This is a genomic window from Halomicrococcus pelagicus (assembly GCF_051917725.1).
Taxonomy (GTDB): domain Archaea; phylum Halobacteriota; class Halobacteria; order Halobacteriales; family Haladaptataceae; genus Halomicrococcus.
This window is the reverse complement of sequence record NZ_JBQBLX010000006.1, coordinates 77,340-101,461: the sequence shown is the minus strand read 5'-3', so window position 1 is coordinate 101,461 and position 24,122 is coordinate 77,340. Positions and strand designations below refer to the sequence as shown.

The following is a 24,122-nucleotide window of genomic DNA, read 5'->3' as shown; positions in this document are numbered from 1 at the left end:
AGTGTAACTCTACCCTGGAAGGCCGAGAGCACCATCACGCCGATATCTCTCCCACTATCACCCCTCCAATTCTAAGTAATAACTTAGTTTGCGGGTATTGTTTTATAGACATAGACTTATAAGTTTCGGTTATAAAGCCAATCGTGTAGTAAACAGCCCCTGATCGCTTGTACCTCATCGCCGGCTACTGCCTCCTCACCTCCAATCAGACCGAGATTTCGTGGCACGTCCGTTTCTGGTGTTACACTTCGAAGATGGGGGGAGAGGGTGGAGGAAGGACGAGTTCGTCACACGGTGATTCTCTAGCGAGGGTGAACCGCCTCGGGGTCACGTGGTTCGAGACGCCGACGGCGTCTCGTCATCACGAGAGCGTGAAGCTCTCTCGAACGACCCGAGGCACTCGGCCTGCTCCGCCTTTAGACTACCGTGGTACTACCCACGTTATCGCTGTCGATGACCGTCGTTGGCACCTCCGACGTCGGGCGTTTTGAGCACGGTGGCGTCGGTTTCAGGACCGAGTGACTCGACGCGGACACTGGAGACCTTGAATTCGGGGATGCCAGCCTGCGGGTCGAACGTTTCCTGCGTGAGTTTGTTGACGGCGCCGGCGGCGAAGTGCATCGGGATGAACAGCGTCCCCTCGCCGACGCGGTCGGTCACCTGTGCTTTGACGACGATGTCGCCCCGGCGGGATTCGACACGGACGTACTCGTCATCGGAGACGCTGAGCCGGTCAGCCGTCCGAGGATGTATCTCGACGAAGCTCTCGCCGACGTGGCCCATGAGTCCTTCGACGCGACGTGTGAGCTGTCCAGTGTGCCAGTGGTAGAGGACGCGTCCGGAGGTGAGCGTGAGTGGGTACTCTTCGTCGGGAACCTCGCCGGGACGACCGCCGTCCGCCGGGACGAAGCGAGCGAGGCCGTCGTCGAAGTTGAAGTTCCCGTCCTCGTAGTCGTAGAGATACGGCGTACCGGGGTGGTCCTCGTCCCAGCAGGGCCACTGGAGGCCGTGCTCCTCGCCTTCTTCGAGCCGGTCGTAGCTCACGCCGCCGTAGATCGGGGCGAGATCGCTGATCTCGTCCATGACCTCCCGCGGGTGGTCGTAGCCCCAGTCGTACCCGAGGCGACTCGCCAGTTCCTGGGTTATCTCCCAGTCTTGACGTGCGCTTCCCGGCGGGTCGGCGGTCGGTCGAACGCGCTGAACGCGGCGTTCCGTGTTGGTGAACGTGCCGTGTTTCTCCGGCGAGGTCGCTGCGGGAAGTATCACGTCGGCGTGTTCCGCCGTCTCGGTCATGAAGATGTCCTGAACGACGAGGAAATCCAACGTCCGCAGGGCTTCCCCGGCGTGCTGGACGTCAGGCTCGGAGAGCGCGGGATTCTCACCGACGATGTACATCCCTCGGAGGTTGCCTTCGTGGACCTCGCTGAACATCTCCGGCACCTTGAGACCGGGCTCTTCGGGCGGGCGTTCGCCCCACGCGTCCGCGAACTTCTTCTGGACGTCTTCGTCGGACGGGTCCTGGTAGCCGGGCAGACTTCCGGGGAGCGTTCCCATGTCGCCGCCACCACCCTGGACGTTGTTCTGCCCGCGGAATGGGGAGAGGCCAGCGCCCGGCTTACCGACTTGGCCCAGCGTGAGCGCGAGATTCGCGAGCGCGAGAATGTTCTGGGTGCCGTGGCTGGACTGGGTCATTCCCATCGCCCAGCCAAAGACGACGTTCTCCGCCTCGGCCAGCGTCTCTGCAGCAGCGCGGAGTTCGTCCGCCGGTACGCCGGCCAGCTCTTGGACCGTTTCCGGCGTGTACGGCTGGACCTTCTCTTTGAGCGCCTCGAAACGCTTGGTGTTGCGCTCGATGAACGCCTCGTCGTGGAGGTCGTGTTCGATGACGTATCGAATCAGGCCGTTGATCCAGGCGACGTCGTAACCTGGCTCGGTCCGGGTGTACTGGTCGGCGTGTTCGGCGATACCGACCTTGCGCGGGTCGAACACCACCAGATCGGCGCCGTCGCGGACGTTTTGTTTGATACGGGTCGCCAGCACTGGATGCGATTCGGTCGTGTTCGACCCGGTGATGAGGTAGGCATCGGCCTCCCCGATGTCTTCGTTGATGCGGTTGGTCATGGCGCCGTAGCCCAGCGTCTGCTGGAGTGCGGCCACCGTCGAAGAGTGACACAGGCGAGCGCAGTTGTCGACGTTCTTCGTCCCCAGCACCTGGCGGGCGAACTTCTGGACGAGGTAGGCTTCTTCGTTGCTCCCCTTCGATGAGGCGAGGCAACTGACTGCGTCGACACCGTGTTCGTCCTGGATTCGGTCCAGGTTCTCGGCGACGTAGTCGAGGGCCGTGTCCCAACTCACCGTCTCGAACTCGCCGTCGTCGTTGCGAACGAGCGGCTGCGTGAGACGTTCGTCGCTGTTGGAGAATTCGTGACCGAACTTGCCCTTCACACAGGTCGAGAAGTTGTTGGCGGGTGCCGTGTCGGGGTCGGCGACCGGTTGGACGCCGAGCGCGTCGCCGTCCTTGCCCCACATCTCGAAGCGACAGCCGACCGCGCAGAACCCGCAGGTGGTCTCTTCGGTGTCGACGTTGTCGAGTCGATGGCTGCTGACTGCGTCGGCGACGTCGAAGAGGCGTCCTTCGGACAGCGTTTTCGTCGCGACGTTCTCGGCGGTGTGCTCGCCGAACAGCATCGCCTTCCGGCCGTACTCGCTAGCGAGGTCCGCTGCGCGCTTTTTCGCTCCGGTCATGAACCGAGCGACACCTGCCACGTCGCCCGAATCGGCGGTCGTGTCCGCGTCGACACCGACGGTGCCACCTGGGTCGGGCGAGCGGTTCGGGGCGGCCGTGTCGTCCAGCGTCTCTGCGTCGTCGCTTTCGATGACCGTGCCGACGGAATTCCGTTGAGAGAAGCCGGGTAGCGGAAGCGTCCCGGCGCCGCCGATACCTTTCTCGGTGAGTGCACCGGTCGGGCAGACGGTGGCACAGTGCCCACAGGAGACGCATTCCGAGTCGGCCATGGTCTCGGCGTCGGACTGGAATCCGATGCGGGTGTCCTCGCCGTGCCCTTCCATGCGGAGGACGCCCTCGACCTGGACGTCGTTGCAGCTCTCGACGCACCGGTTGCAGAGGATACACTTGTTGCGATCTATCTGGATGAACGACGAGGTATCGTCGATGGGTTCGTACTCGTCGCGGTCGTCGAACACGCCGTAGCGCGGGTGGTCGACGCCTTCGCTGATCGCTGTGTCTTGAAGTTCACAGCGACCGTTGCCGTTACAGGTCGTACACCGGAGGTTGTGATTTGAGAGCACGAGGTCGAGGTTGACGCTGCGACTCTCCTCGGCGTCGGGTGTGTCAGTCTCGACCGTCAGTCCGTCCTCGGCCGGGAACGAACAGGACGGAACCAGCCCGTGTCGTTCCGTCTCGACCATACAGGTACGACACTCGCTGCGCGGTCCGATTTCGTCGCTCCCGTCCCCGTCTCGGTCGTAGTAACACAACGCGGGAACGTCGGCGTCTTTCTCGACGCCATCGGCGCCCGGTTCGACATTCACCGTGGCGTCGTCGACGGCCTGCATCGCGTCGATGATGGTCGACCCCGGCGGTACCGAGACAGACGTTCCGTTGACGGTCAGCGTCGTTGGCGTCTCGCTGTCCGTTCCCGCCTCGGAATCGTTCGCTGTACCGGTCTCGAACTCCGCCGTGACCGACGTCTGGTGCTGTGGATCGTCGAGATCTGGAACTCCTGGAAGTGGGTCGTCAGTACTCATAGGTTTTCGGAACAGGTGCCGCTTGGACAGCGGCTATCGACGTGTGCTTGGAACTCCGGTTCGAACTCCTCTATCGCGGTGAGCGCCGGACGCGGTGCATGCGCTCCGATCTGGCAGTTACTCGAACGTCGCATCACTCGACCGAGTTCGCGAATCTTGTCCGTCTCGAACGAGCCCTGGTAGATATCGCGCAACAGATCGGTGAGCTGTCGAGTCCCCTCTCGGCCGGGGACGCATCGGCCGCTGTTCTCCGTCGACGCGAAGTGCGCTCGCTCGCCTACGGTCGCGACCGCACAACGCTCGTCGTTCAACAGTTCGACGACGCCTTCCGTCCCGAGCGTTGCCGCGTCGAGGGACCCGGCGGTCGCCGTGATATCCAAACTGCGGGTGATTCCGCCGAGAACGCCGCCGACGCAGGCCATCTTGAAGTCCCCGTCCATATCGACGGCGTCCCGTGCAACGGCGAGACTGTCGCTGGATGCTAGCTCGATGGTCGCGGGAGCGGCCACGTCGCCGGTTACGGTCACGAGTCGGGTGCCGGGATCGGCAGCGTCTGAGTCGTACGCGTCTGGGTCGCGGAGCGCGCACTGTACCTGGGCGACCGTCCGTGGCGTGTGGACGACCGTCGGGCGGCCGTAGAGTCCGTACGTCGCAGGTGTCGGTGGCTGACGGCGCGGTTCGATTCGGTCTGCTCCTTCCATCGATTCGAGTGCGGCCGTCGGCGCACCGGCGCGATACTCGTCGGGGCCGACGACGATCTGGGGGACGACCGGCAGCTTCCCTTCGGCTGCCTCGACGGCGCGGTGGACGCGCCGCTGGAGTCCGGTGTCGGTCTCGTTCAGGTAGATAACCGCGTCCGTGGCACCGATGTACTCGGCGATAGCTGCCATCCCGTCGAGGACGGACATCGGCGCGCCGGCGAGCAGCGTCCGGTCCGTCCGCGATGGGTCGTCGGCGTCGTTGGCGTTGACGACGACGACGGGCTCACCGTCTGTCTGGCGCGCTTGCTTCCACGCGTCGGCGGCGGGTTCGTCGGCGGTGGCGTCACCTCTCCCGCGGCCGAGTAGTCCGAGGTCCGCGATGTCGCCGGCGTCTCGTTCGGGCGAGACGAGCGCGTACTCGTTCGGGTCGAGCGGGTCGACCCATCCGCAGGGACCGAGAACGCGGCGTCGACCGACCGCCAACGGACTGTCCGGTGGAACCGGCAGCGACGCCACCCCTGGAGCGTGTTCGACGATGGCATCCGCGCGGTCGGTCGGAAGCCCGTTCGCTTCTACGTCGGCTGCGAGGTCACGAACTGTCGACGGGCGAGGGGATGCGAAGAAGGCGGTCTCGCCCCCGTCAGTCGCGATGACGAGCGGTTCGAGTTCTCCGATTCCAGTCGTTCCCGTCCGTACGACGGGGATCGAATCGGTGGCATCGCGAGCAGCGTCGAGTACCCTGTTTCCCCGGTCAGCTGTCACGTCCACCGTGACGCGGATGACCGGCGAACGGCCGACGGTTCCCCTGTCGTTTGACATCGGCACACACCACGTAGTCGGATGGTAAAAAACCACTCCAAACATCGAACTGTAAAATTAAATAACAAACTAAAAATATTGTATAGCTAATCGGGAATCGATCGTACAGTTATCGGACAGCTTGACGGGGCAGGGGATCCTCGGCCGTGCCCAGAGTGACGACTATCCCACAGTTTATTTGATTGCTGACATACGATACGAGCCGGATCGTTTAGAACTGGTGAGCTACCCCACCCTACTTCCTCACGGCTGTCGCCGTTCGCTCGTTGAGGGTGGGGCTTCCTGTTTCCACGACGCGCTTTGCAGATACAGGTGTATCCACAGGGAGCGCAGTCTCCACAGGCGTTGATTCGGAGTGAACCACTCCTACTTCTTCAAGACCGCGAGAAAGAATATTCCACGCCGCATTCGCATCTCTATCCGCTTCAAATCCACACGACGGACACGAGTGTTCACGAATCCACAACGGCTTGTCCGTCTTGACACCGCAGGATGCACATTCCTTCGTCGTGTCCTTCGGGTCAACCGCGACGAAGTGTGTTCCCTCACGCTCGCACTTGTATTCGAGCATTCTGAGGAACGTCCCCCACGCCGAACCTGCGCGATTTCGTGAGTTACCGGGGAGTTCGACCAATCTTTTCGCGTCTAAGTCCTCGACGGCCACCAAGTCGTACTCGCGGGCGTAGTAGTTCGATAACTTGTGGAGGAAGTCTCGCCGCTTTCGCTTCAGATCTGCGTAGCGTTCGGCCACGACCTTCCGCTGCTTCTCCCAATTTTCGGAACCGTGTTTCTTCCGTGAGAGGTCGCGTTGAGTGCGTTCGAGCCGGTCACGTTCTTCGCCGAAGTCGGGACTCCCGATGGCATATCCATCGGTGTCGTGTGCGTACTTGAGAATCCCCACGTCGATGCCAACGACCTGCTCCGGCGTCTCAGGTTTCTCGGGAGTGTCTTTGTCCACGTCGATGCCGAACGTGGCGTACCACTCGCCCGTTGGTTCCCGTTTGACCGTGACCTGTTTGATACTCGCGTCCTCGGGGATGGCTCGGTGAAGGTGAATCGGAATCTCACCGATTTTGCTCAACGACAAGGCAGGCCGACCACTCGTATTCTTGAGTTTGAAGCCGGACTGGTTGTAGGTGAGCGACCGATAATCCCGAGGTCGTTTCCATTTGAGCATACCCACGGCACGTCCGTTCTCCTTCTGTGCTTTGAGCGTGGAGAGATTGTCGTAGACACGCTTGACCACCATCTGGAGGACTTTCGAGTGAATGTCTCCGAGGTCGTCCCACCACGTTTTGAGGTCGGGTAGTTGTCCCTGCACCTCGTAGCGGGCAGGGATGTCGTCAGACTCGTTGAGCAGGTAGAGGACGTGGTTGTACAGTTGCCTACAAGTATCGACGTGGTGGCGGAGTTCCTCGCGGAGGGCCTCCGGTGGGTTGAGTCGATACTTGTAGTTGTACTGCATGGTCTACTCGTCTGAATCGGGTTCGGAAACGCGTACGACTTTCACATCGGCTCCGCGCCAGCGTTTGGGAACGATGACGTGGGCGCTATTGCCTGACGGTTTTGCAGTCCCGTCAAGGACTTCCTCGCCTTCGATTTCAAACCTATCCATCACTGATGTATAGACCATGGATAGACATAAAGGAAGCGATGGGCCTGTGGGTCGGGTGTCGTAGGTGTTTGAGAAATATGCAGCGCTGTATCTCCTCCCTATTGCGCTACTCGGTTGCTTCGCTCCCTGCGTTGCTCCTTGAGGAAGGGGACTTAGCGCCTAAGTCCAGTTAAAATTCTCTACCACTGGTCAAAATTTTTAACTCGGCAGTTTCCATTTGACAGATTGTGACGAACACCCAGTCAGAGAAAAATCGATGGCTGATAGCACTGTCGGCGGTACTAATCCACCTGTCGATCGGATCGGTGTACGCGTACAGCGTGTACCAGAACCCGCTGCGTGACTCGTTGGGGTGGGAAATATCGGACGTGACGATGGCGTTCACCGTCGCGATAGTCTTCCTCGCCATTTCTGCCGCATTCCTCGGACGGTACGTCGAGAAGCACGGACCGCGGTTGTCCGGACTCGCGGCGGCCGCGCTGTTCGGTCTCGGTACCCTCGGTGCCGGCGTGGCCGTCGAGGTGGGCAGCTATCCCATGTTCATCGGCACGTACGGCGTCCTCAGCGGCATCGGAATCGGTCTCGGATACATCGCTCCCATCTCGACCCTCGTCGAGTGGTTCCCCGACCGGCGAGGAATGGCCACCGGACTCGCCGTGATGGGCTTCGGCGCCGGCGCGCTGATAACCGGCCCCGTCGCGAACACGATCATGCAGTACGCCGGCATCTCGACGGCGTTTTTCGCCCTGGGCGTCGGGTACACGCTCCTGATGGTCGCTGGCGCGAGCTATCTGAAGAAGCCTCCGGAAGGCTGGGTACCCGAGGGGATGGACGAGAGCGAAATCGACGACGCCACCAAGGGCGTGACCGTCAGCACCGACCTCGAACAGCTCACCGCCAGGGAGGCGCTCAAGACGCCGCGGTACTATCTGGTGTGGCTGATGTTGTTCATCAACATCTCGGCCGGCATCATGCTGCTGTCGGTGGCGTCACCGATGACTCAGGCTATCACCGGCGCTAACGCGGCCACCGCCGCCTCCATTGTCGGCGTCATCGGCGTGTTCAACGGCGGCGGTCGCATCGCCTGGGCCAGCGCCTCGGACTACCTCGGGCGAACGGCCACCTACGGCGTGTTCTTCGCCATCCAGATCGCCGCGTTCCTCCTCATGCCCCGCATAACCAACGTTTTGCTGTTCGCGTCCCTCCTGTTCCTCATCATCACCTGTTACGGGGGCGGCTTCGCCTGCCTGCCGGCGTACCTCGGAGACCTGTTCGGAACGAAAGAGCTCGGCGCGATTCACGGCTACACGCTGACCGCGTGGGGACTCGCTGGCGTCGCCGGCCCGATGCTGGTCGCACGAATCGTCGAGGCGACCGGAAGCTACGAGACGTCGTTCTACATCGTCAGCGTCGCACTCCTCGTCGGACTGCTCTGTACGGTACTCTTGCGCCGTCGGATCAACAGCGTCAAACAGTCCCAGGGGAGCAAACATACGTCGCCGACCACGTCCGACTGAAGTCGGAGTGCCGAACACTCGGTGGCATCGTCTCTCGACGAACACCGGTCACTCGTCGACCATAAATGCCTTGTATATATTTGGCCGGACGTTTTCCCTCGTCGTGGTCTTGCTGAAAGATGGATGGTCCAGACGATTTCGCTCGAGACTGCGAAGGATGTTATCGACGCGGCTGAACGGAAAGCACAGGAGATAGAGAACCCGATGGTGATAACGGTTGCCAACTCGGAGGGGAACCTCATCGCCCAGCACCGCATGGACGACGCCTGGCTCGCATCGGTCAACATCTCCCGGAACAAGGCCTACACCTCGGCGGCCCTGGAGATGGCGACCGACGAACTGGCAGGGCCGTCGCAACCAGGCGAGTCGCTGTACGGACTGCAGACCACTGACGACGACCGCATCGTGGTCTTCGGCGGCGGATATCCGCTGACGAGGGACGGCGAAGTCGTCGGCGCAATCGGCGTCAGCGGAGGGCAGGTCGATCAGGACATGGAGGTCGCCCAGGCCGGCGTCGAGGCGTTCGAGGAAACCGCTGCCCGATAGCTAGCCGACCCCGTTCGCTTCTTTCGGACCGTGAGAGAACGGCAGGAGCGACGCTGCTTATTCGCCTTACTCCGTTCGCGTTAGTGGAGAAGCGGACGTCCCAAGCACCTGTACAGCGGGCCGACCCACGTCGACGAACTCCTCTACCGTGGGAAAGGGTCGTCATGCCACGTCTTCTGGCGCTCTTCGTCCGCTACCAGACAGTCGTCCAACTCGGCCGCCAGCCGGTCCGGGTCGAGGGACCGACCGATGAGCACGAGACGAGTCGCCGGTTCGTCGGCCCCCCATTCGCCGATGGGGCCGGCCTGGACCGACGGACCAGCTTGGTTGACCCCGAGGACTTCGTCGGGGCGGCTCGCCACCCACGTGAATCCCTTGGCGCGGATCAGGTCTCCGTCCCAGTCGTCAAGCCAAGCGTCGAACCGTCCGGGATGGAACGGCCGGTCGCGCTCGTAGACCGTCGACTCGACACCGTGAACTTCGGCTGCCGAAGCACCATCGTGGTCGTGGTCGTCGCCTTCGCTCCCGTCCGCGAGCGCGCGCTTCCAGCCCGGCGCACGCTTGGTGTCCTCGAAATCGAACCGGTCCGTATCGAGGACGACTTCGGAATCGACCTCGGCGTAGGTCGTCCGGTGGATGGTCGCTCTGGGTTGGAGTTCCCGGAGCACGGTCTCGATCGTTTCTACGTCGTCGTCGGGCACCATGTCGCACTTGTTGAGCAGGAGGACGTCACAGAACTCGATCTGGTCGATCATGACGTCAGTCAGGGGTCGTTCGGGAGCTGGTGCGGCATCTGGGAGCCCTTCGTCGGGGTCGAACGCTTTCCAGAATCCGTAGGCGTCGACGACCGAGACCATCGTGTCCAAATCGTACTGGTCCGATGAACTGGCGCTCTCCTGGGTCAGGGCTCGGGCTACCGGAAGGGGTTCCGAGATTCCGGACGGTTCGACCACGAGATGGTCGAACTCTCGTTCGCGGGCCAATCGGGTCGATTCCTCGACGAGGTCGTCTTGTAGCTGACAGCAGATACAGCCGTTCGAGAGGTCGATCACTCCTTCGTCGGTCCTCCGTTCGATGAGCGATGCGTCGACGTTCACCTCGCCCATATCGTTGACGATGACGGCGATCCGCCGTCCCCCGGGGTTTCGGAGCAATCGATTGACGAGTGTCGTCTTTCCGGCTCCGAGAGGGCCGCTCACGACGGTGATCGGAGTTGGCTGCGAGGGCGATACTGACTCGGTCGTCTTCTCGTTCTGTGACATAGGAAGGAACGTCTATCAAGCAGCTCAGTTAGATATTCCCAGTTCGGAATCGGCTCTTCGGATACACGTTCGAAGCGAGTGGTACTCCCTCGATTACTTTCTCTTGAGTAATACCTGTCCGCTACTCTGGACGAGCACCGTGTAGCCGTAGTAGGAGAACGTTACGCACCCTGCCATCGTGGCGTCGTCGTCAGTCGCCTCGAACAATGTATCTAATGCAGCCGGGTTGACACTGTCGCTCAGGGGCGGAAGTTCGTCCTGGTCCTCGTTTTCGTACGCCGCGACTGCTTCGACAATTTGGTCGCTCATCCATCCTTCGTCGTTCCACTCGTGGTGAAGGTGATGGGTCGACTGTTTGGCGGTGGCACCCGTGGTACTACTACTCATATACCGTTAATCGAGGTTTAGCTGCATGACCATTAATGTGGAATATGACCGGTGTTTAAGTACGCAGGCGTAACTAGAATCAACCGAGGCGATGTCTTCGAGTTTCGACTCTCGATATCGGTGAGCCGGTCGCGGATAGCCGAGACTTCGGCTGGTAATTTGCGAGTAATTGCCAGCCTCTTCAGGAATGGTCGCCGGGTATTTCTCCCGGCCCCGGAGAATCTTCGCTTCAAACAGGTCCTCAGAACCCATTCTCCCGCCGAACGCGAGTAACGGGAAACGCGTTACTCCTCGTCGTCGATCAGCGTGGCCGAAACCAAGTTCCGCATCCCTCGCCGCAAACGACCGCCCATTGCCGTAGAGGAGACGTCGATCTCTTCGGCAATATCGCTGAGGGACTTCTCGCGCGGTTCGCTGAAGTAACCGCTCTTGTACGCTACCTCGAGCGCTTCCTGTTGTTCGTCAGTCAATCCGAACGAGATGTCGGTTCCTTCACTTCTTTTTTCGTGTATCTCTATCAAGCTACAGTCAATTCCCCTTTCTTCCGCAAACTCCCAGACGGAGTGGAGTTCTTCCCGGCTCGGCAACTGTATCTGGACGAGCCATCCCCTGTCTTTGGTCTTTGCATCCAGCATGAAACCATTGACACTGGTCAGAGCGGGACTCAGTAACAGCGTATCGTCAGCGTGTCCAATATAGTATATGTGGATGCCGGAATTGTTGTCTATGAGTTCGTAATCAGTCACCGTGTGGTCCGAGTCGAGCGCGTTCTCGAGCGCTTCGTTATCGTCGCATTCGATCACGAACGGGAACGTATCCGACTCTGGATCTGTCGTCGCTTGGTGGACTACTCTGATAGTTATATCTTCGATCTCGCGCAGCGTGGGGACAAGAGCGAGGTTCTCGTGTTCTATGTACGCTTTGGCTGTTATCGTCATCTTCCTCCTAGTAGGTCTCTACTTCTCTTACCTTCTTATCGCGTGTTCTGTCGGTCTGATATCGTCGTCCAGGGCCTCATTCAACCGGTCTCTATGATCGCAATAGTTCTACGGGGAGGTATAAGTAACTGTGCCACCGGGGCGTTCGACCTACACGAGATGTAAATCGTTCTCGTCAGAACCGCTTCAGTGCAGCAACGCTCGCTCGTCCGGAGTGGCCGTCCCTTAGGAGACTGCGTTACGGAACTTGCGAGGTTGGTGCCGCGGGGTTCGACCTCGAGGCGATTCCCGACGGGCACGCGACCGTCCCACCGGCACATCGGAAAAAACGTCCCGCTTCGAGTCCTACGGATGACCAATGACCGGCGATGGTGATCGGGCGTGCAAGATCGATCGCGTCTCTGAGAAGCGAACCCTCGATAGCATCGACGAACAGCTCCGGGAGCGACGCGAGGACTCTGGGGCGAGCCTTCGAGACCTCGAAGAGTACTTCAACCAGCGGGTTCTCGAGGCCGCAATGCGCGATGGCGACGTCGAGGTCGTAGACGGCGACGCTGAGCACACGTTTCGCCTTCTCACCGCGGACACCGTGAGTTCGGGCACGGAGATAGAGGTGAGAGACCGGCTTAGACGAGCAGGAGTGGACCCGGAGACGGTTATCGAAGACTTCGTCAGCTATCAGACCGTCCGAACTCACCTCCGAGAGTGTCTAAATGTCGATACATCCAATGACTCGCAGTTGACGCCTACAGACGCGAAAAACACCGTTTTTAAACTAATGTCCCGGACGGAGCTCATCACCGAGCGAACCATCGACCGACTCCGTTCTGCCGGCGCCCTGACGATCGGTGACGTGGACGTGACGTTGAGTCTCCGGGTGGCCTGCACCGAGTGCGGGGAAGAGTACCCCTTCTCCCGGCTAGTCGACCGGGGCGGTTGTCGGTGCGACTCATCTCGCAATTGAGTTCGTCATCTTGCTGTAAGCAGGAAACCCCGTCCTTGAGGGCGGGCGAGGATGTCACTCCCATCTGCGACGCTACATCGCCGAGTCGGTAGAGCACCTCTAACACCAGCTCTCCGGTAGGAAGGTTGCTCACGGATCTCGACACGCTTGCCAGGGAACTAAGCGTGGGAACCCGAGGGAAACGGCGAGAGGGGATACGTGCAGTGTGTCTCGTGTTCGCGGTGTTTGCTACGCATCTCTGGGAAATCTACGAGCGGGGAGTCGGACGCAAGATTAAATATTGCCGAGGGATGAACTTTCCAATAGTGGAAAACGCCGCCCCATACCGATACAGCTCCTACTATGCCCGACGAACGTGCTAATTCAACTGCTCGGCCTCCGAGCGACCTCGGTGACCTCACTATCGAAATTCGCAATATCGGTGGAATATCCGAGGCAGAGGTATCGTTTACCCCGGGAGTCTCGCTCCTGTCGGGAAAAAACGCGTCGAACAAGTCCTCTTTTCTGCGCGCACTCGCTGCCGTCCTCGGAGGACCGGATCCGCAACTGAAGAGCGATGCCAGAGAGGGATTCGTTCGTCTCCAAACCGCCGACGCCGAATACCACGTCGAACTAACTGCACGAGACGGCGGACAAGTCGTCAGCGACGCGAACAGGTTTTCCGACCTGGGGGAGCTCTGTGAACTGTTCGTAGCACTTGACGAGACGAACCCAGTTCGGCAGGCCGTCGTCAACGACGGTGATCTCTACGAGCTTCTGATGAAGCCGGTCGACACGGAGGCAATCGAAGCAGAGATCAGCCGCCTGAAGTCCCGAAAAGACGACATCGACGGCCGTCTCGACGAGTTAAGTCGGAAGGAAGATCGGCTTCCCACGCTTCGGACACGGGCCAACGATTTGCGACGAGAGATAGAAGCGGTGGAGGAGTCGCTCGACGTGAAACGCAAGGCCATAGCGGAGAGGGAGTCGGACGCCTCGCCGGACGACGAGGAGGGGGTGCTAGACGAGCTCAGACGGAAACGCGGGGAGCGGGAGACCGTTCGAAATCGGATTCAGACGCAGACCGAGGCGCTGTCTTCGCTCCGGGACGAGCTTGAAGAGATTTCGGAGCAGACGACGGAACTCCAGCCGTCCGAAGGGTCGCGTGACATCGACGCAATCGAGACCAAAATCGAGCAACTTCACCACCAGAAACAGCAGCTATCGACTACGATCAACGCGCTCAGCCCGATCGTAGAGATGAACGCACAGCTGTTGGACGACGAGGACGACATCCCCGAAGAGATGAAGTCCAACGACATCGTCAGCGAACTGGACCCCTCGTCCAGAACGGTCACGTGCTGGACGTGCGGGAACACCGTCGAGCGGTCGGAGATAACCGAGCAGGTCCGGGTCGTCCAGGAGATTTTGGAGGAAAAACGCGACCAGCGCGGAGCCCTCACCGACCGGATTAGTGCTCTCAAGGACCAGAAACGCCGAATAGAGCAGCGGCGCGAGGAACGCGAACGGATCTCGGAACGGAAACGCTCCATCGAAGCAGAGATCGAACGCCGGGAAGAGCGACTTGAGGAACTCGAAGGTGAGCGGTCGTCGCTCACAGACGACATCGAAAACCTGCAGGCGAAGGCCGAGGAAGCCGATGACGGGGACGAGGAGCTACTCGAACTACACGGCGAAGTGAGCAGCCTCGAATACGAACGCGGACAGCTGGAGAACGAACTCGAGGACGTCGAAGCGGAGATCGAAGAGATCGAGTCCGCCATCGCCGAGCGTGACGATCTCGAGGCCGAGCGCGAGTCCGTCACCACACGGCTTCGAGAGCAGCGCGACCGGATCGAAACCATCGAACGAGACCTCGTTACGGCGTTCAACGAATCGATGCAGCAGGTGATAGACAGATTGGCGTACGAGAACGTCGAGCGCGTGTGGATCGAGCGCCTCACCGGCGCGGATGGGAAGACACACTCTCGTACCGACTTCGAACTGCACGTCGTTCGGTCGACAGACGACGGGGCAGCCTACGAAGATACGATCGACACGCTGAGCAAAAGCGAACGCGAAGTCGTCAGCCTCGTCGTCGCGCTCGCAGGATATCTCGCCCACGAGGTGGCGACGGAGATTCCGATAGTAGTCGTTGACGCCGTCGAGATGCTTGACGCCGATCGCATCCGTGGGCTCCTGACGCATTTCGAGCAACACGCTGACTACGTCGTCGCAGCAGTTCTGCCAGCAGAAGCCGGCGAACTCGACGACACGTACCCCTGCATTCGCACGTCATCGTCGTTCACAGCCGAAACCTAACCGCGAACCCGCGACAGAACTGCGACTCGCCCACTTGTTCCCCTGCTCGTAACGCCGCTACGCGTCCGCCAGCGTCACCTACCTGTTCGCTTCGTTCGTTTCTCGAACTGCACGGACTGCTGCGGCGTTCGCGGCGACGTCGTGGACCCGGACGACGTCCGCTCCCCGTTCGGCCGCCATCGTGGTGACGGCAACCGTCGGTTGGAGTCGGTCGCTGGCGTCGCGTTCGATGCGTTCGAACATCGACTTGCGGGAGTGACCGACCATAATCGGGCAGCCGAGAGCGCGTAGCTCCTCCAACCTGTCGACCAGCTCGAAACACTCGTCGGTGGACTTTCCGAACCCGAGACCGGGATCGACGATTATCTGATCGCGGTCGAGGCCAGCCCGTTCGGCCAGTAGCACCCGTTCACCGAGTTCGTGGACGACGTCCTCAACGACGTCGTCGTACGTAACCGAGTGGTCCGGATCGACGGGCGTGTCGACGCTGTGCATCACGACGACCGGTGCGTCGTGGTCGGCAGCGACGAACCGCATGTCCGGATCCGCCAGGCCGGACACGTCGTTGATTATATCTGCGCCCGCTTCGAGGGCGGCGTCTGCGACGGCCGCCTTCCTGGTGTCGACCGATATCGGGACGTCCGCGTCGGCGATGCGTTCGATGACTGGGACGACGCGTTCGATTTCCTCGTCGACGGTGACCGGCTCGGCTCCTGGCCGGGTGCTCTCCCCGCCGACGTCGACGATGTCTGCGCCCGTGGAGATCATTTCGCAGGCTCGCCGCACGGCGTCGTCGGATCGGTCGTACCTGCCGCCGTCGTAGAAACTGTCCGGGGTGACGTTCAGGATGCCCATTATCGCCGTATCGGCGTCCCAGGGGTACCGGTCGGCTCCGTCGTCGGTGACGTCGTGGAGTTGGTGCGTGATGTACGAAAGCCCCGGCTCGCAGTCTTCTATCGTGTCGACCAGCCGTTCGTACTGGGCGACGGTTCCGGAGAGTACGACCGATACGTGTCGGCTGGTCGCGTCTATCTCGGAGATGAGACACGTACCGCCGATCGATTGCATCGTTTGCTTCAGGCGTGCAGCCTGTTCCTTTCGTAGGTGCGTTTTGAAGGTCCGGGAGACGGTGTCCCTGGCGACGCGTTCGGCGAAGTTGCCCGGGACGTGCACGTCTGAGAGCATCGACCGCGCGGCGGCGGGCGTGTCCGTCCGTTTGGGAATCTGGTGCTGTGTCCACCGGTCGCGCGCTTCGGCGACGACGTATAGCGAGCCGGTGATGAGGACGCAGTCGTCGTCGCTGGCGGAGTCGAGCGCTCGTTCGACCGAGTCGAGGACGGCGCTGTCCGAATCGGCGTGCGTCGTTCGTTCGTCGAACGCCCCTGCGAGCGTCTCGGGCGATGCGGCCCGATCCACGTTCGGCCGGCAGAGGTGAAGCACGTCCAGGTCGGGAAGTGCCGCAGCCATCTCGACGTGGTCTTTCTCCTTCATCGCACCGAATACGAGGTGGATATCGTCGAACTCGTACCGGTCGACGAGGTCGGCGAGCGTCGCGCACGCGGCCGGGTTGTGAGCGCCGTCGAGTATCACGAGCGGGTCGGTCGACATGACCTCGAATCGACCGGGCCAACGTGCTCTCCGAAGTCCGCGTTCGATAGTCGAGGCCTCGACGTCCGCTGTTTGCCGGGCGAGCGTCGCTGCAATTCCGGCGTTCGTCGCCTGATGCTGGCCGATCAGGGGGAGATTCGTCGTGACGTCCCAGTCCGGACCCGATATCGAGACGGACGTTTCGACTGGCGACGTCATGTCGCCCTCCCAGGAGAGTACGTCGGCCTCGCACTCGCCGACGGTGACGACCTCTGTTTCGGCCTGGATAGCATCGAGCGCCCGGTCGTCGGCTCCCGTCACGAGCGGTCTCTCCGCTGGCGTGACCTGAGCCTTGTCGTACGCTATCTCCTCGATGCTCTCGCCGAGGATTCCAGTGTGCTCCAGGCTCACGCTCGTAACGGCACTGGCGACCGGGTTCACGACGCTCGTGGCGTCGTACTGCCCTCCGATGCCGACTTCGAGGACCGCGACGTCGACGTCTTTAGTCCCGAAATATCGTAGTGCGAGTACGGTCAGCACCTCGAAGTACGTTGGAGCGTCCCCGCTGGCACGAAGACGTGAGACGCACGGCTCAATCTCCTCGACGAACGAGCAAACGCGTGCTTTCGGTATCTTGCGACCGTTGATGCGGATTCGTTCGCGAAAGTCGTTCAGGTCCGGCGACGTGTACAGTCCTACGTCGAGGTCCGCGCTCCGGAGCACGCACTCGAGCATTCGGGCAGTGCTACCTTTCCCGTTCGATCCCGCTATCTGGACGTAGTCGACACCCTCGTGTGGATTTTCGAGCGTGGACAACATCCTTGCGGTCGTTTCTGTTCCCAGCTTCGGGCGAGAGCGGTCCAGACTCTCGAGATAGTTGACCGCCTCGTGGTATTCCATACCAGACTTCCACGCCGATATCGCCATTAATGTACCGTCCGTTCGTCGGTTCGAAACCCAATCTCCCGTAATCGCCGCGTTACGGCGTGGCTGGGACTCTCGTTCGCGAACGTTCTCGCCACCCACTCCACATCGTATAAGCAAGCGTGAATGTCGAGCGAGAAAGCGTGCTCCCGACGGGTCCTTGGAGGAAACACAGTCCTGAATCCGTAACACCGCACGGTTTATTGCAGCGTGTTCCGACAATCTCGGGCATGAGCACCGACGCGAAGAACAACCTATCAGCTGTGGAACCGTACGTGACGGAGTTCGAAGCGACGGTCGAGTCCATCGACGGCCGTGCAATCGCGCTCGAGCAAACGTACTTCTATCCGGAAGGCGGCGGACAACCTGCCGACCGCGGGACACTGAACGGTGCCGAAGTCACCGACGTCCAGAAGCAAGAGGGGGAGACGCGCCACGTCCTCGGTACCGAACCCGAGCTCGGAGTCGGAGACACCGTCACGGCCCGCATCGACGACGAGTTCAGGACGTACTGCATGCGAGCGCACACGGCGAGCCACCTGGTGTACGGAGCGGGACGACAACTGTTCGACGACCACGGCTACGGCGGATTCGACATCGGACCGGAGAAGACTCGTTTGGACTTCGAAACCGATCGCGACCCGAACGACGTGGACCCGCTCACGGTCGAGCGGATGGTCAACGAAGTCGTCTGGGACGGGCGTGCGGTCGACTGGCGAGACGTCGACGTCGACCGCGCACGCGAGCGAGACGACGTGGTCTTCAACTTGTCAGACGACACCGAGTGGTCCGACACGGTTCGAATCGTCGAAATCGACGACTGGGACATCGCAGCGTGTGGCGGTACGCACGTCAGAAACACCAGCGAGATCGGACCGATAACGGTGCTGGACGTCTCGAACCCCGGCGCCGACCTTCTTCGAATCGAGTACACCGTCGGGCCCGCCGCCGTACAGAGGCAGATCGACACCCGTCGAAACGCAGAACGGGCGTCGGACGTCCTGGACACGAGCGTCGATGATCTCCCCGAGCGCGCCACCAGTCTCGTCCAAGAGAACTCGTCACTCGAGGAACAGGTGGACCGACTGCACGAACGGCTGCTCGAAGGGCGTCTCGAGAGCCTCGTCGAGGACTCCGTCTCGAAGAACGGCGAAGACTGGGTCGTCGGCGAAGTCGAGAGCGTCGGCCCGAACGACGTTGCCGACCACGTCAGACGCCTCGCGGGGGACGCTGGGGACGTGGTCGCTCTCACCGGCGTCGACGGGAGTTCGTTCATCGTCGTCGGAACGACGGGTTCCACGGACGCCAGCGACGTCGTCGACGACGTTACGTCGAAGTTCGGGGGTGGCGGAGGGGGCGGTTCGACCTTCGCTCAGGGTGGAGGTCTCGACGACACGCCCCAGGCTGTCGTCGAGTATCTCCGCGAGTAGTCGGTATCGATCTCATCTCGGACGGCGCTCGAACGGCCGAGACGGTTACCCTCGTTCGGAAACCGCTGCTCTCTCTACCGTATCTCACCCAAAATGTTAACAATATTACCTAAATTGGAATGGCAAAACACATCGTATACGGCTGATTTCAGGAGGAACAAGGTTGATTACTGCGGGAACGGAAGCGGCGTCCGTAATGAATCCCGCAGAGCGCGAACCGTCCGTTTCGACGGACTATGAACCAGTACGTGCACATACAACGGCTTTCGGACCGCAGCGACAGGAGACGTGTCCGACGAACGACGGCGCTGACTGGAGGCCGATAGTATGACCGACGGAACGACCGAGATAACGGTCGTCGGCGACGACGCGGATATCGTCGTCGAGATGACCGCCTTCCTTTTCGAACGCGACGTCGACATCACGGGGCTCGACCAGGCCGCGCAGGAGGGCACCGTCAGGACGACCGTACACGTCGACACGTCGGAGATGGCCACCAGCCGGGAAACGTTCCGAGAAGACCTCGACGACCTCGGCGACGACCTCGGGGTCAACGTACGAGTACGGTTCCCGGCCGACCGCGAGACTCAGTCCATCGCCGTGCTCGTCACGAAGGAGAGCCACTGCCTCGAAGCCCTGTTAGAGGCCTGGGTCGATGGCGACCTCGGGGCGGACATCGAGGTCGTCATCGGCAACCACGACGACCTCCAGCCGCTCGCGGCGAAGTACGACGTGCCTTTCCACGACATCGGCGACGAGAGCGGGACTCCCGACGAAGGGAGATTGCTCGACCTGCTCGACGACCACGATATCGATCTCATCGCACTGGCCCGCTACATACGTATCCTCTCTCCGGAAGTCGTCTTCCGCTACGAGAGTCGCATCATCAACGTCCACCCGAGCCTTCTACCGGCGTTCCCCGGTGCGTCGGCGTACAGTCAGGCCGTCGAAGAGGGCGTCCGCATCGCCGGCGTCACCGCCCACTACGTGACCACGGACCTCGACCAGGGACCCATCATCACCCAGCGGGCGTTCAACGTCCCCGACGGCGCTACGAAGACGGACCTCCAGAAACGCGGTCAGCCGCTCGAAGCCGAGGCCCTCACCGAGGCGATCAAACTCCACATCGACGACGAAATCACCGTCCGCCGCGGCCAGACCACGCTCCACAACCCGGAGGAGACCGACGCCCAGCTCGGCGCTCCCGAGGAACTCGACCGACAGACTCCCGATCGTCCGATCGACGTCGACGAGTTCGTCGTCGGCGACCTGGACGAGACGGTCAGTGCAGACGACTGAATCGCGATACTGTCCCCGACCCGCCGTCAGTTCCCGCTGCAAAGCGACGGGAGCGGAATCGTCGCCTATTCACGTTCTTCTGTATCGACAGGAAGACGGTTCCGGCCGGATACGTTTCTCTGCCGTGACGGACGAGTGACTGCGCGGAGCGAGGGCATCGTCGACAGGAGAAGCGAGCCGATTCGCGTAACAATGATATCAGTGTGAAGCAACTGGGTGCCGGAGTCGACTCGCCGAGACGACCCGTCGACCGCGCATCTGCCAGAGGGGGATGGTCGTTGGAGCGCGTTCGGTACTCACTATGCACGCGGACGAGTTCCGCCGCCGAAAACATAGCCGCGATGTCCAACCGGACGTCAGGCTCCCGCCGTTCGAAGGACCGTCTGAACGAGCGCCGCCGACGGAGTCCGGTAGTCAGCGGAGGCCGAGTTCCGACGTTACTCGGTCACCGCCACCGCCTCGATCTCGACCGCCGCGCCTTTGGGCACTCGACCGACCTCGACCGCGCTTCTCGCGGGCGGCTCCTCCTCGAAGAACTCGCTGTAGGCCTCGTTGAACTCCTCGAAGTCGTCGATGTCGTCGAGGAACACGGTCATCTTGAGTACGTCGCTCATCGACGCTCCCTCCGATTCGAGTATCGCCCGGACGTTTTCGAGCGACTGCCGGGTCTGTTCGTCGACGGAGGCGTCGTCACGGAGTTCCCCATCGGCCGTCAGCGGGAGCTGGCCGGCAGTGAAAACCAGGTCACCGTTCGTCGTCGCTTGACTGTACGCTCCGACTGCTGCAGGGGCGTCGTCGGTGTTGACGATGCGTTTCACACCAGCCGATACCGGTCCCGATGTCTTAAATCTCGGTTTCGATGCGACTCACTCTGCATCGTATCGATATCGCTACCTATTGAGTTCCCGTGGCGACTGCACGCAAGATATTTACTGTCGATAATCCACATCCCGATATGGCGTTCGAGCAGTCGCTAGACCAGATAGACCCGGCTACGTCCGAGGCGATCGATCACGAACGCGAGCGTCAGGAATCGACCCTCGGGATGATCGCGTCCGAAAACCACGTATCGAAAGCCGTGCTCGAAGCACAGGGGAGCGTACTGACGAACAAGTACGCCGAAGGATACCCCGACAATCGGTACTACGGCGGATGCCAGTACGTCGACACCCCCGAGGAACTCGCCATCGAACGCGCGAAGGCGCTGTTTGGCGCCGACCACGTCAACGTCCAGCCCCACAGCGGTACGCAGGCGAACATGGGAGTGTACTTCTCGGTACTCGAACCTGGCGATAAGATACTCTCGCTGTCGCTGTCGCACGGCGGCCACCTCTCGCACGGCCACGACGTCAACTTCTCAGGACAACTTTACGACGTCCAGCAGTACGAGGTCGATCCGGAGACCGGGTACATCGACTACGACGCCCTCCACGAACAGGCCGAGGAGTTCGATCCGGCCCTCGTCGTGAGCGGGTCCTCCGCTTACCCGCGCGAGTTCGAGTACGAACGGATCGGCGAGATAGCGGACGCGGTCGGGGCGTACCACCTCGCGGACATCGCTCACGTGACGGGCCTCATTGCGGCCGGGGTCCACGCATCGCCGATGGACCACGCGGAGTTCGTCACTGGCAGCACGCACAAGACGATTCGCGCCGGTCGTGGCGGGATGATCCTCTGCGACGAGGAGTACGCCGACGACGTCGACTCTGCAGTGTTCCCCGGCGCACAGGGCGGCCCGTTGATGCACAACGTCGCCGGCAAAGCTGTGGGATTCGCCGAGGCGCAAACGAGCGAGTTCGAGTCCTACGCCGAACAGATGGTGACGAACGCGAAGACGCTCGCCGACGTGTTCACGGATCGTGGCCTCTCGCTGGTCAGCGGCGGAACCGACAAACACCTCCTGCTCGTCGATCTCCGCGAGTCCCACCCCGGCATCACCGGAAAGGAAGCCGAGACGCTGCTTTCCGACGTCGGCATCATCGTCAACAAGAACACCGTGCCGGGCGAGACGCGCTCGCCGATGGTCACGAGCGGAATCCGGGTCGGGACGCCTGCGCTCACCACGCGCGGACTCGAAGAAGCGGAGATAGAAACGGTCGGCGAACTCATCGCTGACGTGCTCGACAACCCCGACGACGGTGACGTTCACGACCGGGTCGCCTCGACGGTCGACCAAATCTGCGAGAAGTTCCCGGTTTACGAGTAACTCTCGGACGGTCGAGATACCGTCTGCTTTTGCACGAGGGGCGGCAGTCGCCGTTGTTCTGACGACTGTGAGTCAATCGGGTTGGAGGGTACCTTCGTCGTCTCGCGCCGGAGGGTACGAGAGACGACCGGCTTGCAGTCAGCAGGGGACGGAGAGGAGGGGACCCGATTCGCGCGTAACTCCGGGAACGCGGCCTCGGTTGTACGTCAGTCGTCGTTCGTACTTTCGGCGTGTATCTCCTGGCTTTCTATCTGTGTCGTGGAGCTGATCGTGTCCTCCTGTTGTTCGGATTCGAAGAACACCGGGCAGATATCGCCGCACGTCCTGCTCATCGAGAAGATAGCGATGAGCGTGATGATCGCGAACGGACCGCCGGTGATGATGGACGCTGCCTGTAAGGCGTCGACTCCGCCGACGACCATCAGCAGCGACGCAAGAGCTCCGACCAGGGCGCCCCAGATGACGCGGTTGAGCGTCGACGGTTCGAGTTCCCCGCCGGTCGTGAGCATGCCGAGTGCCAGCGTCGAGGAGTCTGCGGAGGTGACGAAGAACGTCGTGATCAACACCAGGAACAAGGCGTTCAGTATCGTGCCGAACGGCAGCGCCTCGAACAACGGATATCCAGACCCGGCGACGCCGTACTCGCTAATGACGCCCAGGATGTCAGCCTGACCGGTATTCTGTAGCTTGATGGCGGTACTGCCCATGATTCCGAACCACGGAATCGTTATCGCGGTGGACGCCAGAACACCGGTGGTGACGACCTGACGGATGGTCCGACCGCGCGAAACGCGAGCGATGAACAGTCCGACGAACGGCGTCCACGAGAACCACCAGGCCCAGTAGAATATCGTCCAGCTGCCGACCCAGTTCGTGTCGTTAGCCGCGTTCGTGTAGAAGCTCATCGCGACGAACTGGTTGATGTACTTACCGACTGCTTCTGTCGTGTTCGTCATGATGTACGCCGTCGGTCCAAGGATGAACGCCAGCCCCATGACGAGCCCGAACAGGGCCAGGTTAAACTGTGAGACGCGACGGATTCCCTTCTCGATGCCCAGCGCTACGGACAGCGTGAACGCGACTGTCAGTCCGGTGATGACGAGGACCGTTCCTGTATCGCCCAGGGTGATACCGGTGGTGTACTCGATACCGGTCAAGAACTGGCTGCCGACGAATCCGAGCGTAGTCGCGATGCCGCCGAGCGTCGCGAACACGGCCAGGATGTCGATTAGTTTCGCCCATTTGCTATCGAGATTGTCGACACCGACGATCGGCGCGAGCACCGTCGAGACGCGCATCGGTGCGTCCCGTCGGTACGCGTAGAACGCGATCGGGAGTGCCATGATGGCGTACGCGGACCACGCCGATATCCCCCAGTGCAAGAAGCTGTACTGTATTCCGCCGATGGCGGCCGCCGAGCTCTGTGGTTGAGCGCTGATGAACGGTGGGACGGTGTCGTAGTGGAAGATCGCCTCGGCCGGTCCCCAGAAGACGATACCCGCGGCGATGCCCGCCGAGTACAACATCGCGAAGTACGACAGGAAACTGTACTTTGGCTCTTCGTCCTCTTTGCCGAGTTTGATGTTGCCCCACGGACCGAACACCAGGAACAGCGCGAACGCCACGACGATGAACATCGCGATGAGGTACATCCAGCCGACGTTTTGCCAGAGGAACGTGTTCACGTCGGAAACTGCGCTCCCGGCCAGTTTGGGCATCGTGGCAAAAGAGATGACGGCGGCCAGCGCTACGACGAAGCCGACGACGAAGACGGGTGTGTCGAGTTCGCTGAGGAACTGCGTCACGTATCCGTCTGATTCCGATTGTGCCATCGGTCTTTACCTCTTTCTTGCTCCGT

General features: G+C 61.3%; 17 protein-coding genes. 7 read left to right on the top strand and 10 right to left on the bottom strand.

The genetic code is table 11. The annotated features are described in order from the left end of the window. Positions 1-441: 441 nt before the first annotated feature. The 4 genes from fdhF to ACTF4R_RS16490 all read right to left on the bottom strand — a co-directional run bounded on the left by fdhF (position 442) and on the right by ACTF4R_RS16490 (position 6,903). Complete coding sequence (gene fdhF / locus ACTF4R_RS16505) at positions 442-3,768, bottom strand: formate dehydrogenase subunit alpha (protein ID WP_440008945.1); 3,327 nt, start codon at positions 3,766-3,768, stop codon at positions 442-444. Next, complete coding sequence (locus ACTF4R_RS16500; RefSeq protein WP_440008944.1) at positions 3,765-5,288, bottom strand: NADH-ubiquinone oxidoreductase-F iron-sulfur binding region domain-containing protein; 1,524 nt, start codon at positions 5,286-5,288, stop codon at positions 3,765-3,767. Before ACTF4R_RS16500 ends, fdhF begins: the two co-directional genes overlap by 4 nt. 235 nt (positions 5,289-5,523) lie before the next feature. Next, positions 5,524-6,753 (bottom strand): RNA-guided endonuclease InsQ/TnpB family protein, encoded by a 1,230-nt coding sequence (locus ACTF4R_RS16495; protein ID WP_440008943.1) that lies wholly within the window; start codon positions 6,751-6,753, stop codon positions 5,524-5,526. 3 nt (positions 6,754-6,756) lie between these two features. Then, complete coding sequence (locus tag ACTF4R_RS16490; RefSeq protein WP_007543159.1) at positions 6,757-6,903, bottom strand: DUF2080 family transposase-associated protein; 147 nt, start codon at positions 6,901-6,903, stop codon at positions 6,757-6,759. Positions 6,904-7,130: 227 nt separating this feature from the next. Between ACTF4R_RS16490 and ACTF4R_RS16485 the strand changes: the two genes are divergently transcribed. Both ACTF4R_RS16485 and ACTF4R_RS16480 read left to right on the top strand, forming a co-directional pair. Continuing rightward, a complete protein-coding gene (locus tag ACTF4R_RS16485; protein WP_440008942.1) occupies positions 7,131-8,420 on the top strand; it encodes an L-lactate MFS transporter in 1,290 nt (429 codons plus the stop codon). A 123-nt stretch (positions 8,421-8,543) separates the two neighbouring features. Next, entirely contained in the window at positions 8,544-8,966 is a 423-nt protein-coding gene (locus ACTF4R_RS16480; protein WP_440008941.1) for a GlcG/HbpS family heme-binding protein, read from the top strand. A 143-nt stretch (positions 8,967-9,109) separates the two neighbouring features. Here the strand turns inward: ACTF4R_RS16480 and ACTF4R_RS16475 are convergent, their stop codons facing one another. From ACTF4R_RS16475 to ACTF4R_RS16465, 3 genes are all read right to left on the bottom strand, one after another. Next, positions 9,110-10,228 carry a CobW family GTP-binding protein gene (locus ACTF4R_RS16475; protein ID WP_440008940.1) on the bottom strand — a complete coding sequence of 373 codons (1,119 nt, stop codon included), beginning with the start codon at positions 10,226-10,228 and terminating at the stop codon, positions 9,110-9,112. Positions 10,229-10,321: 93 nt separating this feature from the next. Beyond that, on the bottom strand, positions 10,322-10,615 hold the full coding sequence (locus tag ACTF4R_RS16470) for a DdfA family disk-determining factor (RefSeq protein ID WP_440008939.1): 294 nt from the start codon (positions 10,613-10,615) through the stop codon (positions 10,322-10,324). 284 nt (positions 10,616-10,899) lie between these two features. Next, a complete protein-coding gene (locus tag ACTF4R_RS16465; RefSeq protein ID WP_440008938.1) occupies positions 10,900-11,553 on the bottom strand; it encodes a helix-turn-helix domain-containing protein in 654 nt (217 codons plus the stop codon). 358 nt (positions 11,554-11,911) lie between these two features. Between ACTF4R_RS16465 and rdfA the strand changes: the two genes are divergently transcribed. Both rdfA and ACTF4R_RS16455 read left to right on the top strand, forming a co-directional pair. Then, the gene (gene rdfA / locus ACTF4R_RS16460; RefSeq protein ID WP_440008937.1) at positions 11,912-12,517 is read left to right on the top strand and encodes a rod-determining factor RdfA; all 606 of its coding nucleotides are present in this window, start codon (positions 11,912-11,914) and stop codon (positions 12,515-12,517) included. A 342-nt stretch (positions 12,518-12,859) separates the two neighbouring features. Then, positions 12,860-14,818, top strand: a complete 1,959-nt coding sequence (locus ACTF4R_RS16455) for an archaea-specific SMC-related protein (RefSeq protein WP_440008936.1) — start codon at positions 12,860-12,862, stop codon at positions 14,816-14,818. 78 nt (positions 14,819-14,896) lie between these two features. On the opposite strand, the gene folP is transcribed toward ACTF4R_RS16455, so the two are convergent. Next, positions 14,897-17,305: a dihydropteroate synthase gene (gene folP / locus ACTF4R_RS16450; protein ID WP_440008935.1), complete on the bottom strand. Its 2,409-nt coding sequence runs from the start codon at positions 17,303-17,305 to the stop codon at positions 14,897-14,899. Positions 17,306-17,559: 254 nt separating this feature from the next. Here folP and ACTF4R_RS16445 point away from each other — a divergent pair, with 254 nt between their 5' ends. Next, positions 17,560-18,759, top strand: a complete 1,200-nt coding sequence (locus ACTF4R_RS16445; protein WP_440008934.1) for an alanyl-tRNA editing protein — start codon at positions 17,560-17,562, stop codon at positions 18,757-18,759. A 327-nt stretch (positions 18,760-19,086) separates the two neighbouring features. Next, on the top strand, positions 19,087-20,058 hold the full coding sequence (locus ACTF4R_RS16440) for a formyltetrahydrofolate deformylase (protein WP_440008933.1): 972 nt from the start codon (positions 19,087-19,089) through the stop codon (positions 20,056-20,058). 437 nt (positions 20,059-20,495) lie between these two features. On the opposite strand, the gene ACTF4R_RS16435 is transcribed toward ACTF4R_RS16440, so the two are convergent. Further along, positions 20,496-20,876, bottom strand: a complete 381-nt coding sequence (locus ACTF4R_RS16435) for a Rid family detoxifying hydrolase (protein ID WP_440008932.1) — start codon at positions 20,874-20,876, stop codon at positions 20,496-20,498. 137 nt (positions 20,877-21,013) lie between these two features. Between ACTF4R_RS16435 and ACTF4R_RS16430 the strand changes: the two genes are divergently transcribed. Further along, entirely contained in the window at positions 21,014-22,264 is a 1,251-nt protein-coding gene (locus ACTF4R_RS16430; protein ID WP_440008931.1) for a serine hydroxymethyltransferase, read from the top strand. 206 nt (positions 22,265-22,470) lie between these two features. On the opposite strand, the gene ACTF4R_RS16425 is transcribed toward ACTF4R_RS16430, so the two are convergent. Beyond that, positions 22,471-24,096 (bottom strand): BCCT family transporter, encoded by a 1,626-nt coding sequence (locus ACTF4R_RS16425; protein ID WP_440008930.1) that lies wholly within the window; start codon positions 24,094-24,096, stop codon positions 22,471-22,473. Positions 24,097-24,122: the final 26 nt, after the last annotated feature.